Source organism: Tenacibaculum ovolyticum DSM 18103, from assembly GCF_000430545.1.
GTDB classification, from domain to species: domain Bacteria; phylum Bacteroidota; class Bacteroidia; order Flavobacteriales; family Flavobacteriaceae; genus Polaribacter; species Polaribacter ovolyticus.
Window position 1 is genome coordinate 86,348 of record NZ_AUMF01000015.1, and the last position, 23,044, is coordinate 109,391.

A 23,044-nucleotide genomic window follows, 5' to 3' on the forward strand; every position below is an offset into this window, starting at 1 on the left:
AAATAAGATTAATTTTTACTTTGAAGGTTAAAATACTCTTGCACCTTCTTTTTAAAATTTTGGCGCAAAGGTAATGATTGCCTGTTTAATATCTCAGTTTGGTTATAGAACAACTTTTTAAATTTTAAAGCTTTTACAGATTCGCTATTAAACTCTTGTAAATTGGTATTAGATTTTCGTTGTTTATCACGATTTTGTTCTAAGGCAGCTTTATCTAATTTTAGTAATTCATAGTTTAATTGTTGCATTTTATTAATGTTCTTTTGATTAAAACCATTTTCTAAAATTTCATTTTCTAGCTGTTCCATCTTCTTTAATGCTTGTTTAGCTTTACCATTTTTATTACCACCTGCTTTAATAGTATCTTCTAATTGCTGTCTTAATTCTGATTGTTGCTTGTATATTTCATATAATTCACCATTAATATCACCGCCTTGTTTTCCAGACTTACCTTCTTTTTCTCCTTTCTTTTTTCCGTCTTTTCCTTCTTTAGGTTTACCTTTATTATTCTTTTGCATACCTTCTTTCATTTTTTTCATAAGCTCATTTTGCTTTTTTATGATGTCTGGTAAGCTAAATGATTTCCCTTTCCCCTTTCCTTTTCCATTGCCAGGTTTTGGATTTTGCATAGCATCTAATGTATTACTAAGCATGTCGGCTAAAGTATTAGCAGCGGTCATTATATAACGTTGATTAGATACACCACTTTGAAATCTATTATCTGCAAAATTCTCTAAAGATTGATCTAAATTATAATGAGCTAATGATAGTTGATCTTGAATTTTAGATGATATTTTAGGTACTTTCATTGATAGTACAAATAAACTATCATCAATATGTTCAAAATAAGTTTTAAGCAGATGTTGTTTTTGTAGGTCTTTACCGAAATTAGGATGCGATGAATTCCCTGCCGAAAATTTATGCATTAGCGCTTCTTGGTCAAAAGAAAATACAAGTAGGTTATCTAATATTTGACGCATACCTTCTATGTTTTCTTCTTCCATATTAGCGCTCATTTCTTGCATAGATTTTTTCATTTTCTGGCTCATCTCTTGCATTTTCTTAGCAGCCTTCTTTTGGTTCTCTTTAGCTGGTGATTGTTTTTTATTGTTTAAGTTCTCTTCAGCTTTATTAAGTTGCTTCTGAGCTTCTTTAGCTAAATCATCTAAAGAAGGTAAATCCATAGGACTTTTTAATTCTTTGTTATCTTTTTTAACTTCATTCAACTCTTCTTTAGCTTTATTAAACTCTTTTTTTATCTTCTCCTGCTCCCCTTTCTTTGTTTCTTTTTTACTTAACTCTTCCTGTTTTTTACTTAACTCATTTAAATTATCAGCTAATTTTTGTACTTTTTGTTCTATATAAAAACGTTTAGTCATTTCTAATATGCGTTCTAAACTCTTTTCTTGTTGTTTATTTTGTTCAGCTAATTCTTTAGTTTTCTTAATTAAATCCTCTCTGTTTAATTTGTCTGTAAGTTTTTTAAGTTCATTTAATAGTTTTTGCTGTTTTTCTAGTTTTTTAAGCTCTTCAATTCGCTCTTTTAAATGTTCTTTTTTTTCTTGTAAACTTTGGTTCTCTTCTTTTTTCTCAGAAAAATTCTTCTGTAAATTTTCTGTTTGACGCTGCATCATTTGTTTATATTGATCCTGACGCTTTATTAAGTTTTTAATTTTTTTCTGATCATTCCAGTTAACCTTCTTTTTATTCTGAAGTTCAAACTGAATTTTTTCTAATTCTTTTTTACTTTGTTGTTGTTTAGTTAAAGAGTTTTCTAAATTTTGAATATGATTACGCTGTTCTTGTAAAAGCTCTTTATCAATTTCATTTGTTGTTTTTTGTCGGTAAGAAAATTTTTGACTTAATGCTCTCTTGTTGCCGTTTACGGCATCGTTATCGAACACTTGAAAATACATTTCATAGTTAATTCCTTTCTCTAAACTTAAGCCTTCAGGAAATTCATAAAAGAAATTCTGAATTGTATTTTTATTAATATTGATACTTTTAAAAGAAGTTTTTTGAGTGTTTTTTTTATCGTAATAAACTAATTCCATTTTTTTGAAACCATAATCATCAGAAATTTGACCTACGAATTGTGCATTACCACGAGAAATACTGTCAATATTAGATTTTACTATTATTAAAGGATATTCGTCTTTAATAACATCAATAGTAAACTGTAATTGTTCGTAATCTTTAAGGTTTTTGTTAGTTGTGGTAATTTTATAATTAACAGCTTGTTTAATTTGTTTTTTAAATATAAAATTGCCTGTTTCTTCTTGTGTAAAATTTGTTCTTTTTTTGTTTTCAATGTAACTAACAGTATCAGTTTCAGAAGTTTTTACAAGCCATTGTACAATTGTTCCTTGTGGAACATTTAGATTACCTGTGTTTTCAATTACTTCATTTTTCTTTTTAATATACCAGGGGTATTTTAATTTTAATGAAATATTTTGAATTGTAGGTGTGTTAATTGTAGAAATTTTAAATACTTGAGATTCTATAGTGTTTGCACTTACATAAAAATTAAGAGCTTTCTGTACGTCAATAAAAGTATAAGAAAACAAACCATTTCCTTCGTTTTCTAAAAAATACTGTTGGTTATTAAAATGAACTTTTGCTTCGTTAGGTATAACCTCACCTGTTGTTTGAATGTAAACAGTAATATCTTTTCCTTTAATAACCTTTAAATCGTTTGAAGTTAAATTAAAATAAAAAGGAGCAGGTGCTTTATAAGCGATAGAATGATTTACAACACGATTAAAGCTATCAGATAATTTATGACTTGTACCCGTTAAAAAAGATAATCCCCAAATAAAAAGAGGAATTATAGTATATTTAAGATACTTTGTGTTGCTGGTAAAATCAATAGCCTTGGTAAAAGAAATGGGCTGAATTTCGTTTGATTTTTGCTTAATACTAGCTAAAAGTAATTCTGATTGCTCGCTATTTTTCTTTAATTGAAGTATGTTTAAAAGCTTATCTTGTACCTCCGGAAAATGATTTCCTATAATTTTAGAAGCTTCTTCAAAAGAAATACCTTTTTGTAATCCTATAATTTTAAAAATAGGAAAACAAATAAAGCGTAAAAATAAAAATGCTTCAACAATAATAAATAACCAAAATAATAAGGTTCTAGCTGTGGGTTTAAGCCATAAAAAATGCTCTATAAATAAGGTAAAGAATAGGTATATTAAACCTAAGGAAATAAATAAAATACTTCCTTTTATTAACTCACTTGTATAGTATTTTCTACTAAACTGCTGTAATTTTTGTTCTATAGTGTTCAAAATCGTCATATCAATCTATAAAAGTACTATTTTTATAATGAAGTTTTTGTTAAAGATTTTTGTAAGTATTTATTACTTTAGACTACTAAATGTATGAATTTTCATACAAACCTCAATTATTCAATATTATTCAAATGAAAAAAATATCCATTTTATTATTGTTGTTTTCTTTTAATCTTTTTGCACAAAGCCCTTGGGTAAAAGAAAAAGGAAAATCATACCTTCAGTTATCATACACAAGTATTGCTAATTATGATAAATTATTTGCTAAAACAGAAAAAGAATTACCAAACAAAGTATCTGATAATACGATACAATTTTATGGAGAATATGGTTTAACAGATAAAACTACTTTATTAGTAAACCTTCCATTTAAAATGACAACTTTAAATACGGCTATTAGTGGCTCGGTAAATAATAATTCATTAGGAAATATTCAGATAGGTGTAAAACATAACTTTTCTAATAAAAAATGGTTACTAACAGGTCAATTAAATATTGAAGCTAATACTAGTAGTTATAAAGCAGCTTCAGGATTAAGAACTGGTTACGATGCTTGGAGTTTTACTCCTTTATTTATTGCAGGTAGAGGTTTTGATAGATGGTACATACAAGCATTTACAGGTTTTGATATTCGTACAAATAAGTATAGTAGTAATTATAAGTTAGGAGGAGAAGTAGGTTATAAAACATTAGATTGGTTATGGATTGCTGGTTTTTTAGATGGTGTAGCATCTTTAAATAACGGAGACATTACATTACCTACCGAAAACTTAGCTACAGGATTGTATGTAAATAACCAAGGTTATGCAGGTTTCGGGTTAAAATTTATAGGAGAAATTAATAATAATTTTGGAGCAAATATAGCTTTAGGAGGTGCTTTTACAGGAAATAATGTAGCAAAAGCGCCAGCAATTAGTTTTGGATTGTATTATAAACTTTAAAAAAATATTAAGAATTTATATTCTTAATTTATTTGTAAAGCGAGCTACGGCTCGCTTTTTTTATGGAGAGATTAAAAGTATCTTTGCGTTTTTAAATAAATAAAAAATGACTGAGAACGTAAGAGTACGCTTTGCTCCTAGCCCAACAGGACCTTTACATATTGGAGGTGTTAGAACTGCTTTATTCAACTACTTATTTGCTAAAAAACATAACGGAACTTTTGTATTACGTATTGAAGATACAGATCAAACGCGTTATGTTGCCAATGCAGAGCAATATATAATTGATGCTTTAAAATGGTGTAATATCCCTTTTGATGAAGGACCAGGGAATAATGAAAAATTCGGACCTTACCGTCAGTCAGAACGAAAAGAATTATATAACAAATATGCTACTGAATTAATTGATAAAGGTTGGGCATATTATGCATTTGATACTGCTGAAGAATTAGATGCGCACAGAAAAAAACACGAAGAAAATGGTAAAACATTTACTTATAACTGGCATAATCGTGAGAAATTAAATAGTTCATTGGCACTTTCAGCTGAAGAAGTTAAAGCTAAATTGGCAGCAGGTGATAAATATGTTGTTCGTTTTAAAACACCACAAGACGAAACTTTAATACTTGAAGATGAAATTCGTGGTAAAATTAAAATTGATACGAATGTATTAGATGATAAAGTATTGTTTAAGTCTGACGGAATGCCAACATATCACTTAGCAAATATTGTTGATGATCATTTAATGGAGATTTCACATGTTATTCGTGGTGAAGAATGGTTGCCTTCTCTCCCACTTCATGTATTACTTTACCGTGCTTTTGATTGGCAAGCACCAAAATTTGCACATTTACCTTTAATTTTAAAGCCAGTTGGAAAAGGAAAATTAAGTAAGCGTGATGGTGATAAATTAGGGTTTCCTGTATTTCCTTTAGAATATACAAACGAGAAATCTGGTGATGTATCAAGAGGTTATAAAGAAGATGGTTACTTTAACGATGCATTTATAAATATGTTAGCTTTATTAGGGTGGAATCCTGGTACAGAACAAGAAATGTTTTCATTAGAAGGATTGGTTGAAGCTTTCGATTTAAGTAGAGTTAGTAAGTCGGGTGCTAAATTTAGCCCAGATAAAACAAACTGGTTTAATCAACAGTATTTACAGCAAAAAACAAATGAAGAGTTAACAACATTGTATACCCCTATTCTTTCAGAGAAAGGAATTACTACAGATGTAGTGTATACAACAAAAGTAGTTTCATTAATAAAAGAGCGTGCTACATTTGTTGCAGATTTTTGGGAATTATCTAGTTTTTTCTTTGAAAACCCAGTTGATTATGATGCAAAAGCAGCTAAAAAGCAATGGAAAGAAACTACTGGTACGTTAATGACAGAATTAACAACAGTAATTGCTAATATTGAAGATTTTACAATAGAAAATGCTCAAACTGATATTAAAGGTTGGATTACGGCTAAAGAAATAGGCTTTGGTAAAGTTATGCAACCACTACGTTTAAGTTTAGTAGGTAAATTAGCAGGGCCAGATTTGTTTGATATTATGACAATGATAGGTAAAGAAAATACCATAACGCGTATTAAAAACGCAATAGAAAAATTATCATAAATAATAAAAAACGCCGCTTTATAAAAGCGGCGTTTTTAGTTTTTAGAATTTTCTTATTAAAATTGATTATAGTAACAAGAAGAAGATGTTTTTCCTTTAATACCTCCACTAGAATTATTCCAATCTAGTTTAAATACAACACTTAAAGTTCCTTGAATATGTGAGCGCATACTTTCATAACTCTCAAAAGAATGCTTGTAGTATACCTGAGGATTAATACCAATTTTATCATTTAACCAGTAAATACCACCAGCACCAATGTTTATAGTAGGTGTCATTTTTCGTTCAGAATCTACAATACTACCCCCTGCAAATACATATGGAGCAAATTTTTCAAAGACTGCGTTAAAATTATAACGTAATGATCCATCCATCGAAAAATAATTAGCAGAATTACTAATAATTCCAATATCATTAATTGTGTTAAATGACATGGCTCCGTTTATAGATAAACGTTCACCAATAGGCATCGTTAAATTAACTACTGGAGTTTGAAAAAGATACGCATCACCAATAAAAGCAGCATCACTTTCACTAAATTTTGTAACTCCCATACCAATACCTATTTGCCATGAGTCGTTTAAATTTTGAGAAAACAAGTTCACAGAAAAGCAAAGTACAGTAATAAGTAAGATTCTATTTTTCATAAATTTCGAGGGATTTATTATAATATAACTTGTTAAATGCTAATTTAGTGTAAATTTAAATGGCATTTACTTTTTTAATAGCAGCTGTAAAATCATCTAAATCGTTATTATTCATAACTAAGTGAATTGCTTCATCACAAACTTTTTCAACATTATCTGTTGGAAACTGTAATGCAACTGCTGTTTTTTGCATAAGTGTTATTTGTTCTTTATCTACATGCTCATCAGCAAAAACCATTTTTGTTAAAAGGTATAAACGTTCAATACGTTCATCATAACTTACAGGAGGATTTACAGGATATTTTTCAGGATTCTTTAAAATCGCTACATATTCAGTTTCATCAATATTTAATCTTTTTGCAGCTCTATCTAATAATTTTTGTTCACCTGCTTCTATAACATTATCAGTTTTTGCAATTTTTACAACACTAGCAAAGTGTCCTATTTCTTGTTTGTGTTTTCCGGTAGAATATAAATCTGATATCGACATTTTTTATGTTTTTATAATTAAAATTACGTATTCAATATTAAGAGACAAAGATTAAAAAAAAGTCACGATAAACCTTTTACTAAAGTTAAGAAATTTATTGAAAAACTTAGCATAATTTTTTTTTATAGTTTTGTTTTGTTTAATAAAAATTACTAATTAAAAAAGGGTTTAAAAAAGCTGATTTAAGAGGTTTTAAAAAAACAGGTTATATAATCGTTACTGTGCTATTTTATTGTTGTAAAAATGTATTTAAAGTTAGTATTTACTCAAAAAATGAAAAGGAGCATGAAATTTATAGTACCACAAAAAATAAATAGTTTTTTTAATTGTTTCTCCTTTATGAATAGTTTATGTTTAGCGTTGATAAATTAATATTTTCCTATTTCTTCTTTTTTAGGATGTTTAATAATTCTTTTACGGCTGCATCTTAAAAGAACGTAGTTTTACTTCCTTAAATTTGTAAGCTTCTACAAAGTAAAAACAAATATTAAATGAGAATACTTCATACTGCCGATTGGCATCTAGGTCATAGATTACATGAACAATCACAATTAGAAGAACAAACATTGTTTTTAAGTTGGATTGAAAATTACATCATTGATCAAAAAATTGATGTGTTGTTAATTTCAGGAGATGTATTTGATTCTGGTTCTCCATCGAATCAAAGTTTAGAAATGTATTATAGCTTTTTAGTAAAGTTGCAAACAACTACTTGTAAATCTATTATTATTACAGGGGGAAATCATGACTCACCAGGTACTTTAAATGCGCCTAAATATTTATTAGACGCATTGGCAATAAAAGTTGTTGGAAAAGCAACAGAAAATATTGAAGACGAAGTTTTTGAAATTGAGATAAACGGAGAAAAAGTAATTATAGGAGCAGTCCCCTATTTACGTGATGGAGATATTAGACGAGCTGTAGCTGGAGAATCTTTTGAGGAACTTACTGATAAATATAAAACCGCATTAATAAACCATTATAAATTGGTTGAAACGCAAAGTAAATTAATAAATACAAGCAATGCACCAGTTATTGCAATGGGACATTTATTTGTTACAGGCGGTTCTATTTCTGACAGTGAACAAAATATTTATGTAGGTACTTTAGGGCATATAGGAGCGGGAGATTTTCCTACTTATTTTGATTATATCGCTTTGGGTCATTTACACAGGCCACAAATAATTGGTGGAAATGAAAAGGTAAGATATTCAGGGTCACCAAATATTTTAAGTTTTAGCGAAATTAATTACGATAAAAAAGTACTTGTTTTAACTATAGAAGATAATAAAATAAGTGATGTTAATGACGTTATAATTCCTCGTTTTAGAGAGTTTTATAGTGTTTCAGGAACTATGGAAGCATGTATTCAAGAATTTTCAAACATTGTTTCTAATTCGTATGAATTAACACCTTGGGTAGAAATTATTTTACATGAAGAGAATACGATAAATACTGATGATTTAAAAAAAGCAGCTGATGAACAAGTGTTCGAAGTCTTAAAAATATCCTTAAAAAATCAACGAAAAACAGTAGGAATTGAAGAGTTATTAAAAAATACAAAATCAATTAAAGAGTTATTACCTACCGAAGTTTTTACGCTAAAATGTAAAGAAATGGGATTTGATTTAGAGAATAGCCCCGAAGTTTGGGATGCTTTTAATGAAGTGTTACAATCTGTTAAAAAACAATAATCTATATAATATGAAAATATTAAAAATAGAATTACAAAATATAAACTCTTTAAAATCTGATACACCTATTGTAATAGATTTTGAGAACGAGCAATTTAAAGATGTTGGTTTATATGCTATTACGGGAGCTACTGGTGCCGGAAAAACAACTATTTTAGATGCTATTACCATTGCATTGTATCATAATGTTCCACGTTTTAAAGGTACAAAAGCTACGCTGTTAGATGTGGTAAGTCATAATGCAAACGATGCGTTTAGTAGGGTTACTTTCGAAAATAATAATTTTATTTATGAAGTTTTCTGGGGAATTAGAATTGCTGATAAATCTGGAAAAAAATATAAAAATGCTAAGGAAGAAGTAAGTTTAAAAAACTTAAGTACTGATGCTATTTTAGCTACTCAAAAACGAAATTTAATTACTGAAGTTAGCAAGGTTACTCAATTAGATTATAATCAGTTTTTACGATCTGTATTATTAGCTCAGGGTGATTTTGCATCATTTTTATCAGCAAAAGGGCCAGATAAAGGAAAATTACTAGAGCAAATTACCGGAGAACAGATTTATAAAAAAATAGGCCAAGGAATTTTAGAAAGAAAATCTAAAGAAGATACTAAGTTAAAAGAAATTCAAGCTAAAATTAACGCAGATGATATTTTAACTGAAGAAAATAAAACAGAATTAGCACAAAAGGATGAAGCGCTTAATGTAAATATCATTAAGATAGAAAAAGAAATTACAACTCATACGGCTATTGTTAATTGGTATGTTAAGTATCAGAAAATAATAGAAGAATCAGAAAAATTAGCCCAAGATTCAAAAGGAATTGATGCCTTTATCGAAAAGCATAAAACAGAACTAGCCTTGCTTGCTTTAAATGATAAAGCAGCACCTTTTGAAGAACTAATGCTAAGTTTTAATAGAAATGAGAAAAATACCCTAGATAAAGCAGCTCAGTTAAAAATAATAACTACACAATTAACAGAACTCACGCCTAAAATTGAAAATTCAAAAGAATTATTTCAAAAGCAAACAATAGCATTAGAAAATGCAGATAAAGAGTTTACTGCTTGGCTGCCTAAATTCGATTTAATAACAAGATTAGATGGTCAGTTAAAAAATGAAGCTGAAAATAATCAGAAATCAATTGAAAAATTAAATACAGCAACACTTCAATTAGATGCGTTGCTAAAAGATAAGAACGCTATAGTTACAAATTTAAAAACAACTGTAGCAACGATTAAAACTGATGAAGAATTTATATTAAAAAATAAATTTTTAACGAATGTTGAAGCTGAGTTTTCCAATTGGACTACTAGCCTAACTACTTTAAAAGGAAATAAAGAAACATTAGATAAAAATAACGTACTGCTTAATCAGAAAAACAAAGAAGTAGCAGAAACTACCTTGTTTTTAAAAGATAAGAAAGAGTTACTAGCTAAAAAAAGCGCTGAAATTGAAAAAATAGAGAAAGAAATAGCACTTGTAACAGCACAATTATCTAAAAACAATATCGCTGATTTATTAGCAACTCAAAAGAAACTTTGTTTATTAGAATTAGACTGGAAACAGTTTAAAAACTACGGGGAAGAAGTTGCAAAATTACAGAAAGAACTTACCGAGAAAGAAACTCAGAAAAAATCGGTATTAACGGAATTAGAAGTTTTTAAGAAACAGCTACTAAGTATTAAAAAACAAATTGCTGCTCAAGAAATTTCAGTTACTGATGCTGAAAAAATATTGAATTTAGAAAAAAGTATTGCTAAATACGAAGTCGATCGTAAAAACCTAAAAAAAGGAGAACCCTGTGGTTTATGTGGCTCAGAAGAACATCCTTTTACAGAACATCTAGTATCAGTAGGTATTTCAGAGTCAGAAAAAACGGTTATTGACAGAAAAGAGCACTTAAAAAAACTTGAGGATTCTAAATCAGTGTTAGAAAAAAATGAAATAAAGCTAAGTACTACGATTACTAGTTTAACTCCTCAAATAAATACAATTACTGAAGCTTTAAAAACACTTAGATTAAAAGCGACGGCGTTAAATATTAATTGTGAATTAACAAATGATGCTAAGGTTGAGATTGAATTAACTGCTGTGCTTGAGAAAATAAAAGTAGTAGAAAAAAGTTTAAAAACAGCACAAGAATTACAAACTACTAAAGATATATTATCTAAAAGTATTGATTCACAAAACGAAGCTATAAACACCTTAAAAACAGCGATTGCTACGCTTAGTGAGAAAATTAAAAATACGAATTCAGAAATTGATACTACTCAAAAATCGATTGACAGTTTAACAGCTATTTGCACAACTTTAGAAGAAAATTTACAAACAAGCTTAGGTAAATTTAAGTACCAACTACCTACTGTTGCTAATACAAATCAGTTTTTAACAGCTATTGAACAAGCTATAAACCAATACAATACTGCACAGAAAAATTTAGATGCATTAAAAACAGAACATAAAGTTTTAAATACAACTTTAGTTAGTATAGAAAAGCAATTAGAAACACAGATTAAAATTAAAAATGAGTATTTAAAAACTATAGAAACAAGTAAAATAACCACTACCCTATTAAAAACGGAACGTGTTGGTATTTTACCACTTGATAAAACAGTAGAAAGTAAAAGAGAAAGTTTACAGTTGTTACGTAAACAATTGCTTGAAAAAGTAGAAGCAAGCAAAGTAGCACTGCAAAAATTATTAGATGCTAAAACTGAAAGAGAAACGTTAAAACAGAAAAACAACGAAGAACAAAAGGTTTTATTAAGTGAAATAAGCAACTTAAATACCACTTTTGAGGCTCAGGTAAAGAATACTGGTTTTAGCGCGAAAGAAGCTGTTAAAAAGGCGCTGTTAACAAAAGAACTTAAAGTAAAGTACACAAAAAATAAAGAACGAATAACTGAGAATCAAGTAAAATTGAAAGCTTTAATAGAAGCTAATTTAAAAGCCAAAGAAGTTTTACAAGAGGCTAAAAAATTTGATATTACTGAAGCGGAAAGTAAGGTTGCATTAGAAAAGATAACAACACAGCAGAAAACCTGTTTAACTGAAAAGGGTAAAATTGTTGAGGCTTTTAGAAAAGACCAAGAAATAAGAGACCGGAATAAAGAAGTTTATAAAAAAATAGATGCACAAGCAAAAATTTGTGCTGTTTGGAAAGATTTATTCAAAATTATAGGAAACTCTAAAGACGCGTTTAACGTATATGTACAGCGTTTAACTTTAAAACACTTGCTAGATCTTGCAAATGTGCATTTATACAAGCTAAACAAGCGCTATTCACTAAAAATGGAAGAAGCTTACAAACCTAAAGAAGAACTTAATTTTAATTTGATAGATCATTACCAAACCGATCAAGCACGATTGGTAGATACGTCAAGTGGTGGCGAAAAGTTTATTATTAGTTTAGCCTTGGCACTAGGGTTGTCTGACTTAGCAAGTAAAAATGTAAAAATTGATTCTTTGTTTATTGATGAAGGGTTCGGTACTTTAGATAGTAATACCTTAGAAACGGTTATTTCTACTTTAGAAACTTTACAATCGCAAGGAAAAATGATAGGAATTATATCGCATGTAGAAAATTTAAAAGAGCGTATTCCTACTCAAATTCAAATCACTAAAAAAAGCAATGGAGTTAGTGTTGTTAATGTTGTTTAGATATCAGTATCAGAGAAACAGGCATGAAAGTATGATATAAATCCCGTAAAAAACTAATTACGGGATATTTCAATAATTTAGGAATTAATGAAAATTTAATCTTCGAGTTTTAATATAAATTCTTTTATTTTTTTACCAATTAATTCAGGGTTGTCCTCTTGAATAAAGTGAACACCCTTACCAATATTAACAGGTTCTAAATTTGGTATATTTTCAATAATCCAATTTCTAACAGGTTCAGGCATAAAAGCACCAGGTTCAGCATAGAAAAATAATTTAGGTAATTTCGAGTTCTGTAAAACTTCTCTATAGTTTTTTATTATTGAAGCTGTTAATTCAGGTTTCCCATTTAAAGGTACTTGTGAAATAAATTTCCATATTGGCTTTCTACTTTCTACTGATTGAAAGGGAATTCTATAGCCTTCTAATTCTTCTTCTGTTAAATCTCTTGACACCCAAGTTGGTAAAACATCATTTAAAAATATGTTATCTTCAACTACCATTTTATAACCTTCGGAACCACGTAATTTATTAAAAAAATCAATATTTTCTTTAGGAAAGAATGTACCAATATCTTGAATTATCCCTTCCATGAATACAATTGCTTTGATATTATTTTGATGGTTTGCAAAATAATTAAAGCCTATTCCTGAGCCCCAATCATGCAAAATCAAAGTAATATTTTTAAGACCCATTTTTTCAATTAATTTTTCTACATAAGTATATTGTTCCATATATGTATAATCAATAGCAGGCTTATCTGATTTTCCCATTCCTATTAAATCAGGAACAATTATATGATGTCCAATTCCCTGAACATAAGGTGTAATGTTTCGCCATAAAAAACTGTTTGCTGGATTTCCGTGTAGAAAAAGTATTGGATCTCCTTTTTCTTCTTTACCATACTCAAGTACATGCATTTTACTGTCATATACTTCATAATAGTTTGAGATTATGTCTTGATTATTCTGTACCATAGTTTCTGTGTTAAAGATCATTATTTTATAGTTCAAATATAAAATTCTTGTATGTATGAGGAAAATGAATTAATTTTATCATTTACATAAATTTATTTAATGATGGATGTTTCTTTGCGTAATTTAAAACTTGTGAATGTCATTGTAAAAGAAGGTTCGGTAACGAAAGCCTCTGAGAAATTGTATCTCTCTCAACCAGCATTAAGTCATCAGTTGAAAAAGCTAGAAGAAGAAATTGGTTTAAAAGTGTTTAATCGATTAAACAAAAAACTAGTACTTACAGATGTTGGTCAAATATTATATTCTAATTCAGAAAAGATTTTGGTATCCATAAGTCTTCTTAATTCTGAATTGGAAGAAATAAAAAAAGGAAAAAAAAAGAGAATTAGGTTAACAACCGAGTGTTATACATGTTATCATTGGTTGCCAAGAGTTATTCAAGAGTTTAGAAAAGATAATCCAGCTATAAATGTTCAGATTAATATAGAAGCTACAAAAGAACCATTACAATTTCTTTTAGAAGGTAAAATTGATTTAGCAATTGTAAGTAATACATCAAACCATCCTTCAATAAATTTTGAACCTTTAATAACAGATGAAATGGTAGTCATTTTATCTAAAGACAATAGATTGAGTGGAATAAAAAAAATTAATTTAAACGACTTAATCAATCAAAACTTAATTTTATATGATATTCCCGAAAGTAAAAATTATGTTCTTACTAATATATTACATAATAATATTGGTCTTGTAGATTCTATTCAGAAAGTACAATTAACCGAGGCTATTATAGAATTGGTAAGTGCAAATTTGGGAATTTCGATAATGGCAAAATGGGCTGCTGAATCTTTTTTGAAAGACAAAAATTTAAAGATGATTTCATTAGATTCAAGTTTAGGAAAAAGAAATTGGTATGTTGCTAGTTTAAATAAAATTTCTAAAATTGAAAATTCATTTATTAACGAAATAAAAAAAGATTTTAAGAAATAGAAAGGAGCTTTATCTTCAGATGGGGCTATTTTTTTAGTGCATTTTATAGGCTAATTTTCTCAGTAAAAAGAATAATGTTCTTTATTACTGAGAAAATTTAAGAGTGTGCCTATATTGAGACTGTTGCAAAAGAAGAGCCTAAGTTTTAAATATTCAGATTAAAAATAAATTACTTTTTTATAATTTTAAAACTTTTAGAATGGTTTTTATAGGCTATAGTAGCTATATACAAACCTGAAGAAAGATTGTTAGTATTAGTACTATATATTCCATTATTTCTAATCATAATAGCATCTGTTATTAATTGTCCGTTTATGGTATAAATTTTAATTGAAAGCTTATGAATAGGGCTAATTCCTTTAGTTTTAATATTTATTGAGTTCGTAATTATAGTATTACTTAGCTTTATGTCAAAAAGAAATTCTTTTGGAGTATTTAATTCTTTAATTTTAGTATTTGTGATAGTACCAACGGTAAATCCTGAAATTATATTTCTAGTGAAATCAAGATGTTTACTGTTGATGTATATAGTATAAACACCCTCTTTAAAAAAGGATGTATCAAGTGTAAAATTTTTTGTTTTTTGATGGTAGTTAAACGATTGTAAATAAATTTCATCTTCAGTAGTATTACCTAGTAAATCAGAAGTTTTGGTAATAGTAGCTGTTACTTCAATATCATCAGTATTTGCATTAGAATCTAGAAAAGATACTTTTAATATGTTTTCATCTTTTTTAACCTCATAAACCATTTTTGGGCCATTGGATTGATGAGCATAAGCAACAAATTTTGAGTTACCCTTTAAAACACTTGAATTTGATGCTTTAAGTGTGTAATTACTCACATAGTCAGCTACAGAATTCGTTTTGCTATACTTTCCTCTCTGTGGCAGTAAACTACCTTTTGTAGACTTTAAATTGAAGTCGGAATATGAGTTTTCATGAAATATTTGTAAATCAATATTTGTATTGCCTTTATCTGCTATAATCTTGTCATAATCATTTTCTGAATTAATAATTTGATAATCACTTGTAGTTTTAGTGTAATTAATTAATTCAGAATCATTTTTTGTCATAGTCTTTTTTAATACATTTTCATCTAAGTAAGGTTTTATATGTTTCCATACATATTGCCCTAATGCAATATCAACATGATCTAAATAAGCTTCATTTTTTTTAAATGTATAAATTCCATTAGGTCTAAGCGTACTTTTATATGGAGACACCCCGTCATTTACACCCTGATGTAAATATAAAACGCTACCACTGGCAAACATTAATGGAGCTAAAAGTGTATGACCCCTAGCAAAGCCCGATCCACCAAGAATAATAAATTTTGAAGGCTCATTATTTACATGGTTGTCAAAATATGGACGTACAACATCTCTACAATAGTATGTTGTTGAGGTAGCACCTCCTTCGTTTAAACCTGTTTTTTTCCACAACCAATTTAGCCACCATTGTTGTGATATGTCAGCTAAATACGTACCCCAATATGGGGTTCCTAAAGCAAAAACCTTTTTTACTTTATTATATTTTTTATGTGTGTACATTGCAACTTCAGAGGCTTTTCCTCCGTTACTATGCGCAATAATGTATACATCATTAACATGATATTTATTGGTTATAGTATCAATAGATTCAGCTAATAATTTTCCATTAGCCCACATACCTTCTCCTCTTGTTGTAGCAACAAAAACAACTTGATAGCCTTCATTATAAGCTTCTTGATAAAATGTGTTATTTGTAAAAAAAAGCTGGTTAAGGTCAATATATCCATGGTTAAATAAAATAACTTTTCCATTAAAATTATCAGGCTTAGCTCCATAATGGATAGTTGATTTTAGTAGTGGTCCAATAAATAAGGAACTAAGATTATCAGGTTTTGGGAGTTTTTTTTCAACAAAATTTTGTGAAAAAAGGGTTAAAGATGTAAAAAGAATACATAAAGTTTTAATTAATTTCATTTTAGAAGGGTTTTATTAATTAAATATATGTAAAAAATTAACAAAAAAAAGATGTTATTGATAAATTAATGTTTTTTAGATTGTGATTTTTTATAGTAAAGGGACATTGGTTTACACATATTTCCATCCAAACATAAAATACTTATATTATTCTATTAAATTTGGAGTATTAAAGATTAAACGGTCGTTTTGTAAAAAAATGATGTTATGTCTAGCTGAAAAAATATGATTATAGTTGAAAGAGAAATATCGGAATATACCCATCATAAAATAATTGTCGGAATATTTGAGAATACTGAAAAAGCTAATAAAGCAAAAAAATTATACATTGAGTATTGTAAAGATAATGATAAATGGTCTGAACAAGCTTACAGAACTGTAAGTTTAAATGATGATGTTATAATCTCAGATGTTTCTGAAATATTAGAAGGTGATAAGGAAACAATAATTGATGACTTGTACGTAATCAGTTATTTTATGGAGGGTTTTGGTCAAGAAACTAGAATAACAGAAAAAATATTTATAGATAGCAATGATGCAAAAAAATATGTGAAATTAAAAGAATCTGAAGAACCCGAATATGAGCCTTGTTGGTATGAAACCAATGTGATAAGAGTTAATAAGATTTATTTTAAAGAGTTAGAATAAAAACTATAGAACCTTTAGTAATTAATGTATTAAATAGAAACAGATAAAAATTAAAATGAATAAAAAGAAGAAAGTAAATTATTGGGCAATATTAATTGTATTAGTACTAGTTATGTTGGCTTTTGGCTATTTTTTTGAATTAGGAGAATTGTTAGGAAAAGCGATTGCAAATTAACTAGAAAGAAGCTGAATAAATTATTGTTTATAAAAAAATTAGCAACCTATGAAGAATTTAATAAGCTATTTACTATTTGCGATACTTTTAGTTTCATGCGGTAAACCAAGTAGTAAAAAGGAATCAGTTATAACAAAAGTTGTAAAAGAAAACGTTTTAATTGATAAATTGAAGCATAAAAAAAATACAACTACTGCTATTTCAACCAAAGCAACAATATTATCGGTAAGAGAAGAACTTATTATGCCAAGTGATTATTTAACAACGGCTATGACGGTTAAAACTATTAAAAATGATACTCTAGTTTTTTTAGATATGAATGGCTTTGAAAAGTTTGTAGGTAAGGATATATCTATAAAATATAAGCTAAAACTAGGAGAGAAATTATTAGTCTGCTTCGATTGTAATTCATTTACTGAAAAGATAGCAAATTATGATATTACAACATTCACCTCTGAAGTAAAATTCAAAAAATTACAACTTAAAAAATACATAAAAGATGCGTATATTGACATTGCTTCAACCTTTGTAATGAATACAGAAAACGGAAGTATAGAAAAGTTTTTGAGTAGCAATAACGAGTTGGCTTCTGACAGTATTAAAATGGCAAGTTCATTTTTTAACTACGGAATTGTAACTACGTATTATCCAGAATTACAAAACCGAAAAGAATTAGAAGAATTATTGAAATAATATGAAAAATAGAGTTCCCTTAAATAAATGCACTTATGCAGGTCTAGTATTCATATTACTAATTTGTATTTCATGTAATTCTAAAAATGAAAAGTTAAAGCCAATGGAAGGTGTATGGGAATTAAGTGAATTTTATCATCTTGCAAATGGTGATACTTTAAGAGTTGATACTACTAAGGTACAGCATAAATTTTATTTAAACGGTCGGGTAATTTGGAATACCGATCCTGCAAAAGATGGTTCTGAATGGCATGGGTATGGTACCTACACTTTTAAAAATGATACGATTACAGAAATACTCACTTCTATGTCTAAAACAATGAAGAGTACTGTTAATAAATATATTATACCGATAGAGCGAGGTAATAAATGGTATAAGCAAGTAAATACCTATATGAGGAATGATACCATTTATAAAAACATTGAAGTTTATAAAAAATTAGATTAAAGTGAATTAATTTATTAATAACATTGTAATTAAAAGATGAATTTTCTTACAAATTTTTTCATTGCTATAGATCAATTAGGTAATGTAATTGCTGGTGGTAATCCAGATAATACAATATCATCAAGAGTTGGGTATTATACTGAAAGGTATTATGAATCAGCAAAAATTCCTTTAAGATGGCGAATATTCAGAAATATTATAAACTTTAGTTTTTACCCAATAGATGGTGAAAATCATTGTAAAGAAGCCTATTTTAATGATGCTGGTGAAGAGTTTGATGAAGGTACTAGCGATATAGCAGTATCAATTTTAGCCATATTAATAATAGTTAGCTGTATTTTTATAGTAATCTTATTTTATAGTTTATACGCACTAGGCGTTGTATCTCCGAAAGATATTGATAGAACAGCAAACATAAAGCAACGACTACAGATTGCTGAAGCCAAACTAAAAGGAGTGTATTCAGAATTAAATGAACATCATATACAAGTTGATGAAGAGTTAGATGAAATAATTGAAGATACAGAAACTACATTAAAGGAAATTTCTAAAAAAATAGAAGGAATCTTAAAGTTAAAATATCGTTTAAAAAACTTTAAAGACAAGAAGTAAAATAGCTTTCAATTGTTATGTGTTTTTGGTATTTAACTTAAAAACGTTTACCTTAATATAATTAAACAAAAAAAAGAATGAAAACGTTAAAAAATCAAATTATTCTAGCGAAAGAAAAAACATTGAAATTAATTAATGATATTCCTGTTGAAAAATGGTTCGTAACACCTAATGTTATAGAGTCAAATTTAAATTGGCAAATAGGTCATATTATTTTAGCCAATTATTTACACGGAATAGCTTCAATATCAGGAGCAAGTGAAGAGTTTAAAAACAAAGTAAATGTAGCTGATTATATTAAGTTTTATGGACCAAAGTCAAATCCAAATAACTTTAAAAGTGAAAAACCATCAAGTGAAGAATTATTAGAAATTTATGATTTAACATTCGTTTTAATTTTAAAAGGTATTAAAAATTTAAGAGCAAAAGACTTGCAAAAAGAAACAGCAGTGCCAAATCCTGCAGTAAAAATAAAGTATGACGCATTATTATGGTTATCGCAACACCAAAGTTGGCATAACGGACAAATAGCAATGCTAAAAAGAGTACTTACAACTTATCAATAAAATAGCATCTAGATAAAATTTAAAGCCTTTTTAATATTCAGTTATTTTGAATAAAAAGAACAAAAAAATTAGAGAAACTAACATTAAATTAGCTTTATAATAAAGGTTAAAAACCAAAAAATAATACTCGTATATTTGCGTAAATTTTTTTAGGTTGAGTAAGCAAACTATTGTAAATCATTACCAACAATCAGGTAACGTAAACCAGATTGTAAGTGAACTTCAACAAGAACAACACCATTTTCAAATAGCGAATTTGGTTGGTTCTTCGTTGTCTTTTGTTATTTCTGAAAGTTTTAAAAAAGCAGACAAACCCTTTTTATTAATTTTTAATGATAAGGAAGAAGCTGCATATTATTTAAACGATTTAGAACAATTATTGGGAGATAAAAACGTGTTATTCTATCCAGGTTCTTACCGAAGACCTTACCAGATAGATGAAACCGATAATGCGAATGTATTATTGAGGTCTGAGGTTTTAAATCGTATCAATTCACGAAGAAAACCAGCTATAATAGTTACTTACCCTACTGCCCTATTTGAAAAAGTAGTTACCAAAAAAGAATTAGAAAAAAATACGTTAAAAATTACGGTAGGCGAAAATGTGTCTCCCGATTTTATAAACGAAGTATTATTTGAATACAATTTTAATCGTGTAGACTTTGTTACCGAACCAGGTGAGTTTTCTGTTAGAGGTGGAATTATAGATGTGTTTTCATTTTCGAATGACGAGCCTTATCGTATGGAGTTTTTTGGTGATGAGGTAGATAGTATTCGAACCTTTGATGTAGAAACACAACTTTCTAAAGAAAAGCAACAGAAAGTAAGCATCATGCCGAATGTAGAAAACAAAACGCTACAAGAAAATAGAGAAAGCTTTTTAAAATATATTTCATCAAAAACGGCAATTTTTGTAAAAAACACACAGATTCTTACTGAGAATTTAGATAAGTTTTTTAAAAAAGCTGAATTATCGTTCAATGAACTATCTACAGATGTAAAACATGCTAAACCTACAGAATTATTTTGTAATGGGGCTTTAATAGAAAAAGAACTACAAGAGTTTACATTAATAGAAATGTCATCTAGACCAGAGACTAAAGGTCTTTCAGAGATAATTTTTAATACGCATCCGCAGCCCTCTTTTAATAAAAAATTCGAACTATTAATTCAGAATTTTAACGAATTTTCAGCAAAAGGATTTACCAATTACATTTTTTGTTCTAACGATAAACAAGCACAACGATTTCATGACATTTTTGATGATAATGAGCAAGATGTTTCTTATGAAACAATTGTATTTCCGTTGTATCAAGGATTTGTAGATTTAGAAAATAAAATTGTTTGTTATACCGATCATCAAATATTTGAACGCTATTATAAATTCCGTTTAAAAAATGGATATGAGAAAAAACAATCCATTACATTACAAGAGCTAACAAAGTTAGAAATTGGTGATTATGTAACACATATTGATCATGGAATCGGAAAATTTGCAGGTTTACAAAAGATTGATGTAGAAGGAAAAAAACAAGAAGCAATTAAACTTATTTACGGCGATCGTGATATTTTATATGTTAGTATTCATTCATTACATAAAATATCGAAGTTTAATGGTAAAGACGGAAAACCACCTAAAATATATAAATTAGGTTCAGATGCTTGGAAAAAAGTAAAGCAAAAAACCAAAGCAAGAGTTAAGCATATTGCCTTTAATTTAATTCAACTTTACGCAAAACGAAAATTACAGAAAGGATATGCCTTCGGACCCGATACACACATGCAGCACGAGTTAGAAGCAAGTTTTATATATGAAGATACACCAGATCAGTTTTCATCAACACAAGATGTAAAAGCCGATATGGAAAAACCACAACCGATGGATCGTTTGGTATGTGGAGATGTTGGTTTTGGTAAAACAGAAGTTGCTATTCGTGCAGCTTTTAAAGCAGTTGATAACGGAAAACAAGTAGCCGTTTTAGTACCAACAACTATTTTAGCGTTTCAGCACTTTAAAACCTTTACAGAACGTTTAAAAGACTTCCCTGTTACAATTGATTACCTAAATCGTTTTAGAACTACAAAACAGCGTAATGGAGTTATAGAGGGAGTAGCAAACGGAAGTGTTGATATTGTGATAGGAACACATCAATTAACGAATAAAAAACTACAATTTAAAGATTTAGGATTGCTAGTTATTGATGAAGAACAAAAATTTGGAGTTGCAGTAAAAGATAAACTAAAAACGATTAAAGAAAATGTTGATACGCTAACATTAACAGCAACGCCAATACCAAGAACCTTACAATTTAGTTTAATGGCAGCGCGTGATTTATCTGTTATAAAAACAGCACCGCCGAACCGTCATCCTATTGAAACCAATGTTATTCGTTTTGGAGAAGAAATTATTCGCGATGCTATTTCGTATGAAATTTCTCGAGGAGGCCAAGTGTTTTTTATTCACAATAGAATAGAAAACATTAAAGAAGTAGCAGGCTTATTACAACGTTTAGTACCAAGTGCCAAAATTGGTATTGGTCATGGGCAAATGGAAGGTAAAAAGCTAGAGGAATTAATGCTTGGTTTTATGAATGGTGAATTTGATGTATTGGTATCGACAACCATTATTGAAAGTGGATTAGATGTACCAAATGCAAATACTATTTTTATAAACAATGCCAATAATTTCGGATTATCTGACTTGCACCAAATGCGTGGTCGTGTAGGACGTTCTAATAAAAAAGCTTTCTGTTATTTTATTACACCAGCATTTCATATGATGACTGATGATGCTCGTAAACGTATTGAAGCATTAGTGCTGTTTTCTGAATTAGGAAGCGGATTAAATATAGCCATGAAAGATTTAGAAATTCGTGGTGCTGGAGATTTATTAGGAGGAGAACAAAGCGGATTTATTAATGATATAGGATTTGATGCTTATCAAAAAATTCTTGAAGAAGCGATTATAGAACTAAAAGAAAATGAGTTTAAAGATCTGTATCCAGTTGATGAAAACATACCGAAGGAATACGTAAAAGAGGTGCAAATTGATACTGATTTTGAAATTTTATTTCCTGATGATTATGTAAATTCGGTAACAGAACGATTGAGTTTGTATAATAAATTAGGTAGTTTAACCAAAGAAGAAGAGTTAGTTGAGTTTGAAAACCAGATTACCGATCGCTTTGGAGAATACCCAACACAAGTTCAAGATTTATTAGATAGTGTTCGTATTAAATGGTTTGCAAAAGAATTAGGTTTAGAAAAAATTATTTTAAAGCAGAAGCGTATGATTGGATACTTTGTATCTGATCAACAAAGCGGTTTTTATCAAACAGAAGGATTTACAAAAATGTTAAAGTATGTGCAGCATAATTCAAAAAGCTGTGTAATGAAAGAGAAGAAAACTAAAAATGGATTACGTCTATTGATTACTTTTATTAGAATTGATAGTGTAAATACAGCTTTAAAAGTATTGCAAAAAATTTAAAATGATTGTCATTGCGAGGTACGAAGTAATCTTTAATTTAAGACGACAGTTTTAAATATATTAAAGTTGATATAAATAACATTATGAGAAACTAATTTTTTTTGTTTTAATATAAAAATTCATGAG

General features: G+C 28.5%; 16 protein-coding genes. 11 read left to right on the forward strand and 5 right to left on the reverse strand.

Translation table 11 applies throughout. The features are described from left to right. Positions 1-8: 8 nt before the first annotated feature. Complete coding sequence (locus tag H518_RS0105555) at positions 9-3,299, reverse strand: DUF4175 family protein (protein WP_028888147.1); 3,291 nt, start codon at positions 3,297-3,299, stop codon at positions 9-11. Positions 3,300-3,424: 125 nt separating this feature from the next. Between H518_RS0105555 and H518_RS0105560 the strand changes: the two genes are divergently transcribed. Next, complete coding sequence (locus tag H518_RS0105560) at positions 3,425-4,234, forward strand: hypothetical protein (protein WP_028888148.1); 810 nt, start codon at positions 3,425-3,427, stop codon at positions 4,232-4,234. A gap of 106 nt (positions 4,235-4,340) precedes the next feature. Then, positions 4,341-5,858: a glutamate--tRNA ligase gene (gene gltX, locus H518_RS0105565; protein ID WP_028888149.1), complete on the forward strand. Its 1,518-nt coding sequence runs from the start codon at positions 4,341-4,343 to the stop codon at positions 5,856-5,858. A gap of 56 nt (positions 5,859-5,914) precedes the next feature. On the opposite strand, the gene H518_RS0105570 is transcribed toward gltX, so the two are convergent. Further along, the gene (locus H518_RS0105570; protein ID WP_155995167.1) at positions 5,915-6,505 is read right to left on the reverse strand and encodes a transporter family protein; all 591 of its coding nucleotides are present in this window, start codon (positions 6,503-6,505) and stop codon (positions 5,915-5,917) included. Positions 6,506-6,560: 55 nt separating this feature from the next. Then, on the reverse strand, positions 6,561-6,995 hold the full coding sequence (locus tag H518_RS0105575; RefSeq protein WP_028888151.1) for a tellurite resistance TerB family protein: 435 nt from the start codon (positions 6,993-6,995) through the stop codon (positions 6,561-6,563). Positions 6,996-7,486: 491 nt separating this feature from the next. Here H518_RS0105575 and sbcD point away from each other — a divergent pair, with 491 nt between their 5' ends. Together sbcD and H518_RS0105585 are read left to right on the forward strand one after the other, a co-directional pair. Next, a complete protein-coding gene (gene sbcD / locus H518_RS0105580; protein WP_028888152.1) occupies positions 7,487-8,689 on the forward strand; it encodes an exonuclease subunit SbcD in 1,203 nt (400 codons plus the stop codon). Positions 8,690-8,699: 10 nt separating this feature from the next. Then, positions 8,700-12,353 carry an AAA family ATPase gene (locus tag H518_RS0105585; RefSeq protein ID WP_028888153.1) on the forward strand — a complete coding sequence of 1,218 codons (3,654 nt, stop codon included), beginning with the start codon at positions 8,700-8,702 and terminating at the stop codon, positions 12,351-12,353. A 95-nt stretch (positions 12,354-12,448) separates the two neighbouring features. Here H518_RS0105585 and H518_RS0105590 read toward each other — a convergent pair whose 3' ends face one another. Further along, positions 12,449-13,351, reverse strand: a complete 903-nt coding sequence (locus H518_RS0105590) for a haloalkane dehalogenase (RefSeq protein ID WP_051263676.1) — start codon at positions 13,349-13,351, stop codon at positions 12,449-12,451. A 78-nt stretch (positions 13,352-13,429) separates the two neighbouring features. Here H518_RS0105590 and H518_RS0105595 point away from each other — a divergent pair, with 78 nt between their 5' ends. Further along, positions 13,430-14,320 carry a LysR family transcriptional regulator gene (locus tag H518_RS0105595; protein WP_081411155.1) on the forward strand — a complete coding sequence of 297 codons (891 nt, stop codon included), beginning with the start codon at positions 13,430-13,432 and terminating at the stop codon, positions 14,318-14,320. 169 nt (positions 14,321-14,489) lie between these two features. On the opposite strand, the gene H518_RS0105600 is transcribed toward H518_RS0105595, so the two are convergent. Beyond that, entirely contained in the window at positions 14,490-16,286 is a 1,797-nt protein-coding gene (locus H518_RS0105600) for a T9SS type A sorting domain-containing protein (RefSeq protein WP_028888156.1), read from the reverse strand. A 225-nt stretch (positions 16,287-16,511) separates the two neighbouring features. Between H518_RS0105600 and H518_RS20420 the strand changes: the two genes are divergently transcribed. The 6 genes from H518_RS20420 to mfd all read left to right on the forward strand — a co-directional run bounded on the left by H518_RS20420 (position 16,512) and on the right by mfd (position 22,918). Beyond that, positions 16,512-16,934: a hypothetical protein gene (locus tag H518_RS20420; RefSeq protein ID WP_028888157.1), complete on the forward strand. Its 423-nt coding sequence runs from the start codon at positions 16,512-16,514 to the stop codon at positions 16,932-16,934. Between the two features lie 223 nt (positions 16,935-17,157). After that, positions 17,158-17,802, forward strand: coding sequence for a hypothetical protein (locus tag H518_RS0105615; RefSeq protein ID WP_028888158.1), 645 nt, complete (start codon positions 17,158-17,160; stop codon positions 17,800-17,802). A 1-nt stretch (position 17,803) separates the two neighbouring features. Beyond that, positions 17,804-18,250, forward strand: a complete 447-nt coding sequence (locus H518_RS0105620; RefSeq protein WP_028888159.1) for a hypothetical protein — start codon at positions 17,804-17,806, stop codon at positions 18,248-18,250. A 36-nt stretch (positions 18,251-18,286) separates the two neighbouring features. Next, entirely contained in the window at positions 18,287-18,862 is a 576-nt protein-coding gene (locus H518_RS19310) for a hypothetical protein (RefSeq protein ID WP_043706558.1), read from the forward strand. 77 nt (positions 18,863-18,939) lie between these two features. Next, positions 18,940-19,428 carry a DinB family protein gene (locus tag H518_RS0105630; protein WP_028888160.1) on the forward strand — a complete coding sequence of 163 codons (489 nt, stop codon included), beginning with the start codon at positions 18,940-18,942 and terminating at the stop codon, positions 19,426-19,428. A 154-nt stretch (positions 19,429-19,582) separates the two neighbouring features. Next, on the forward strand, positions 19,583-22,918 hold the full coding sequence (gene mfd / locus H518_RS0105635; protein WP_028888161.1) for a transcription-repair coupling factor: 3,336 nt from the start codon (positions 19,583-19,585) through the stop codon (positions 22,916-22,918). Positions 22,919-23,044: the final 126 nt, after the last annotated feature.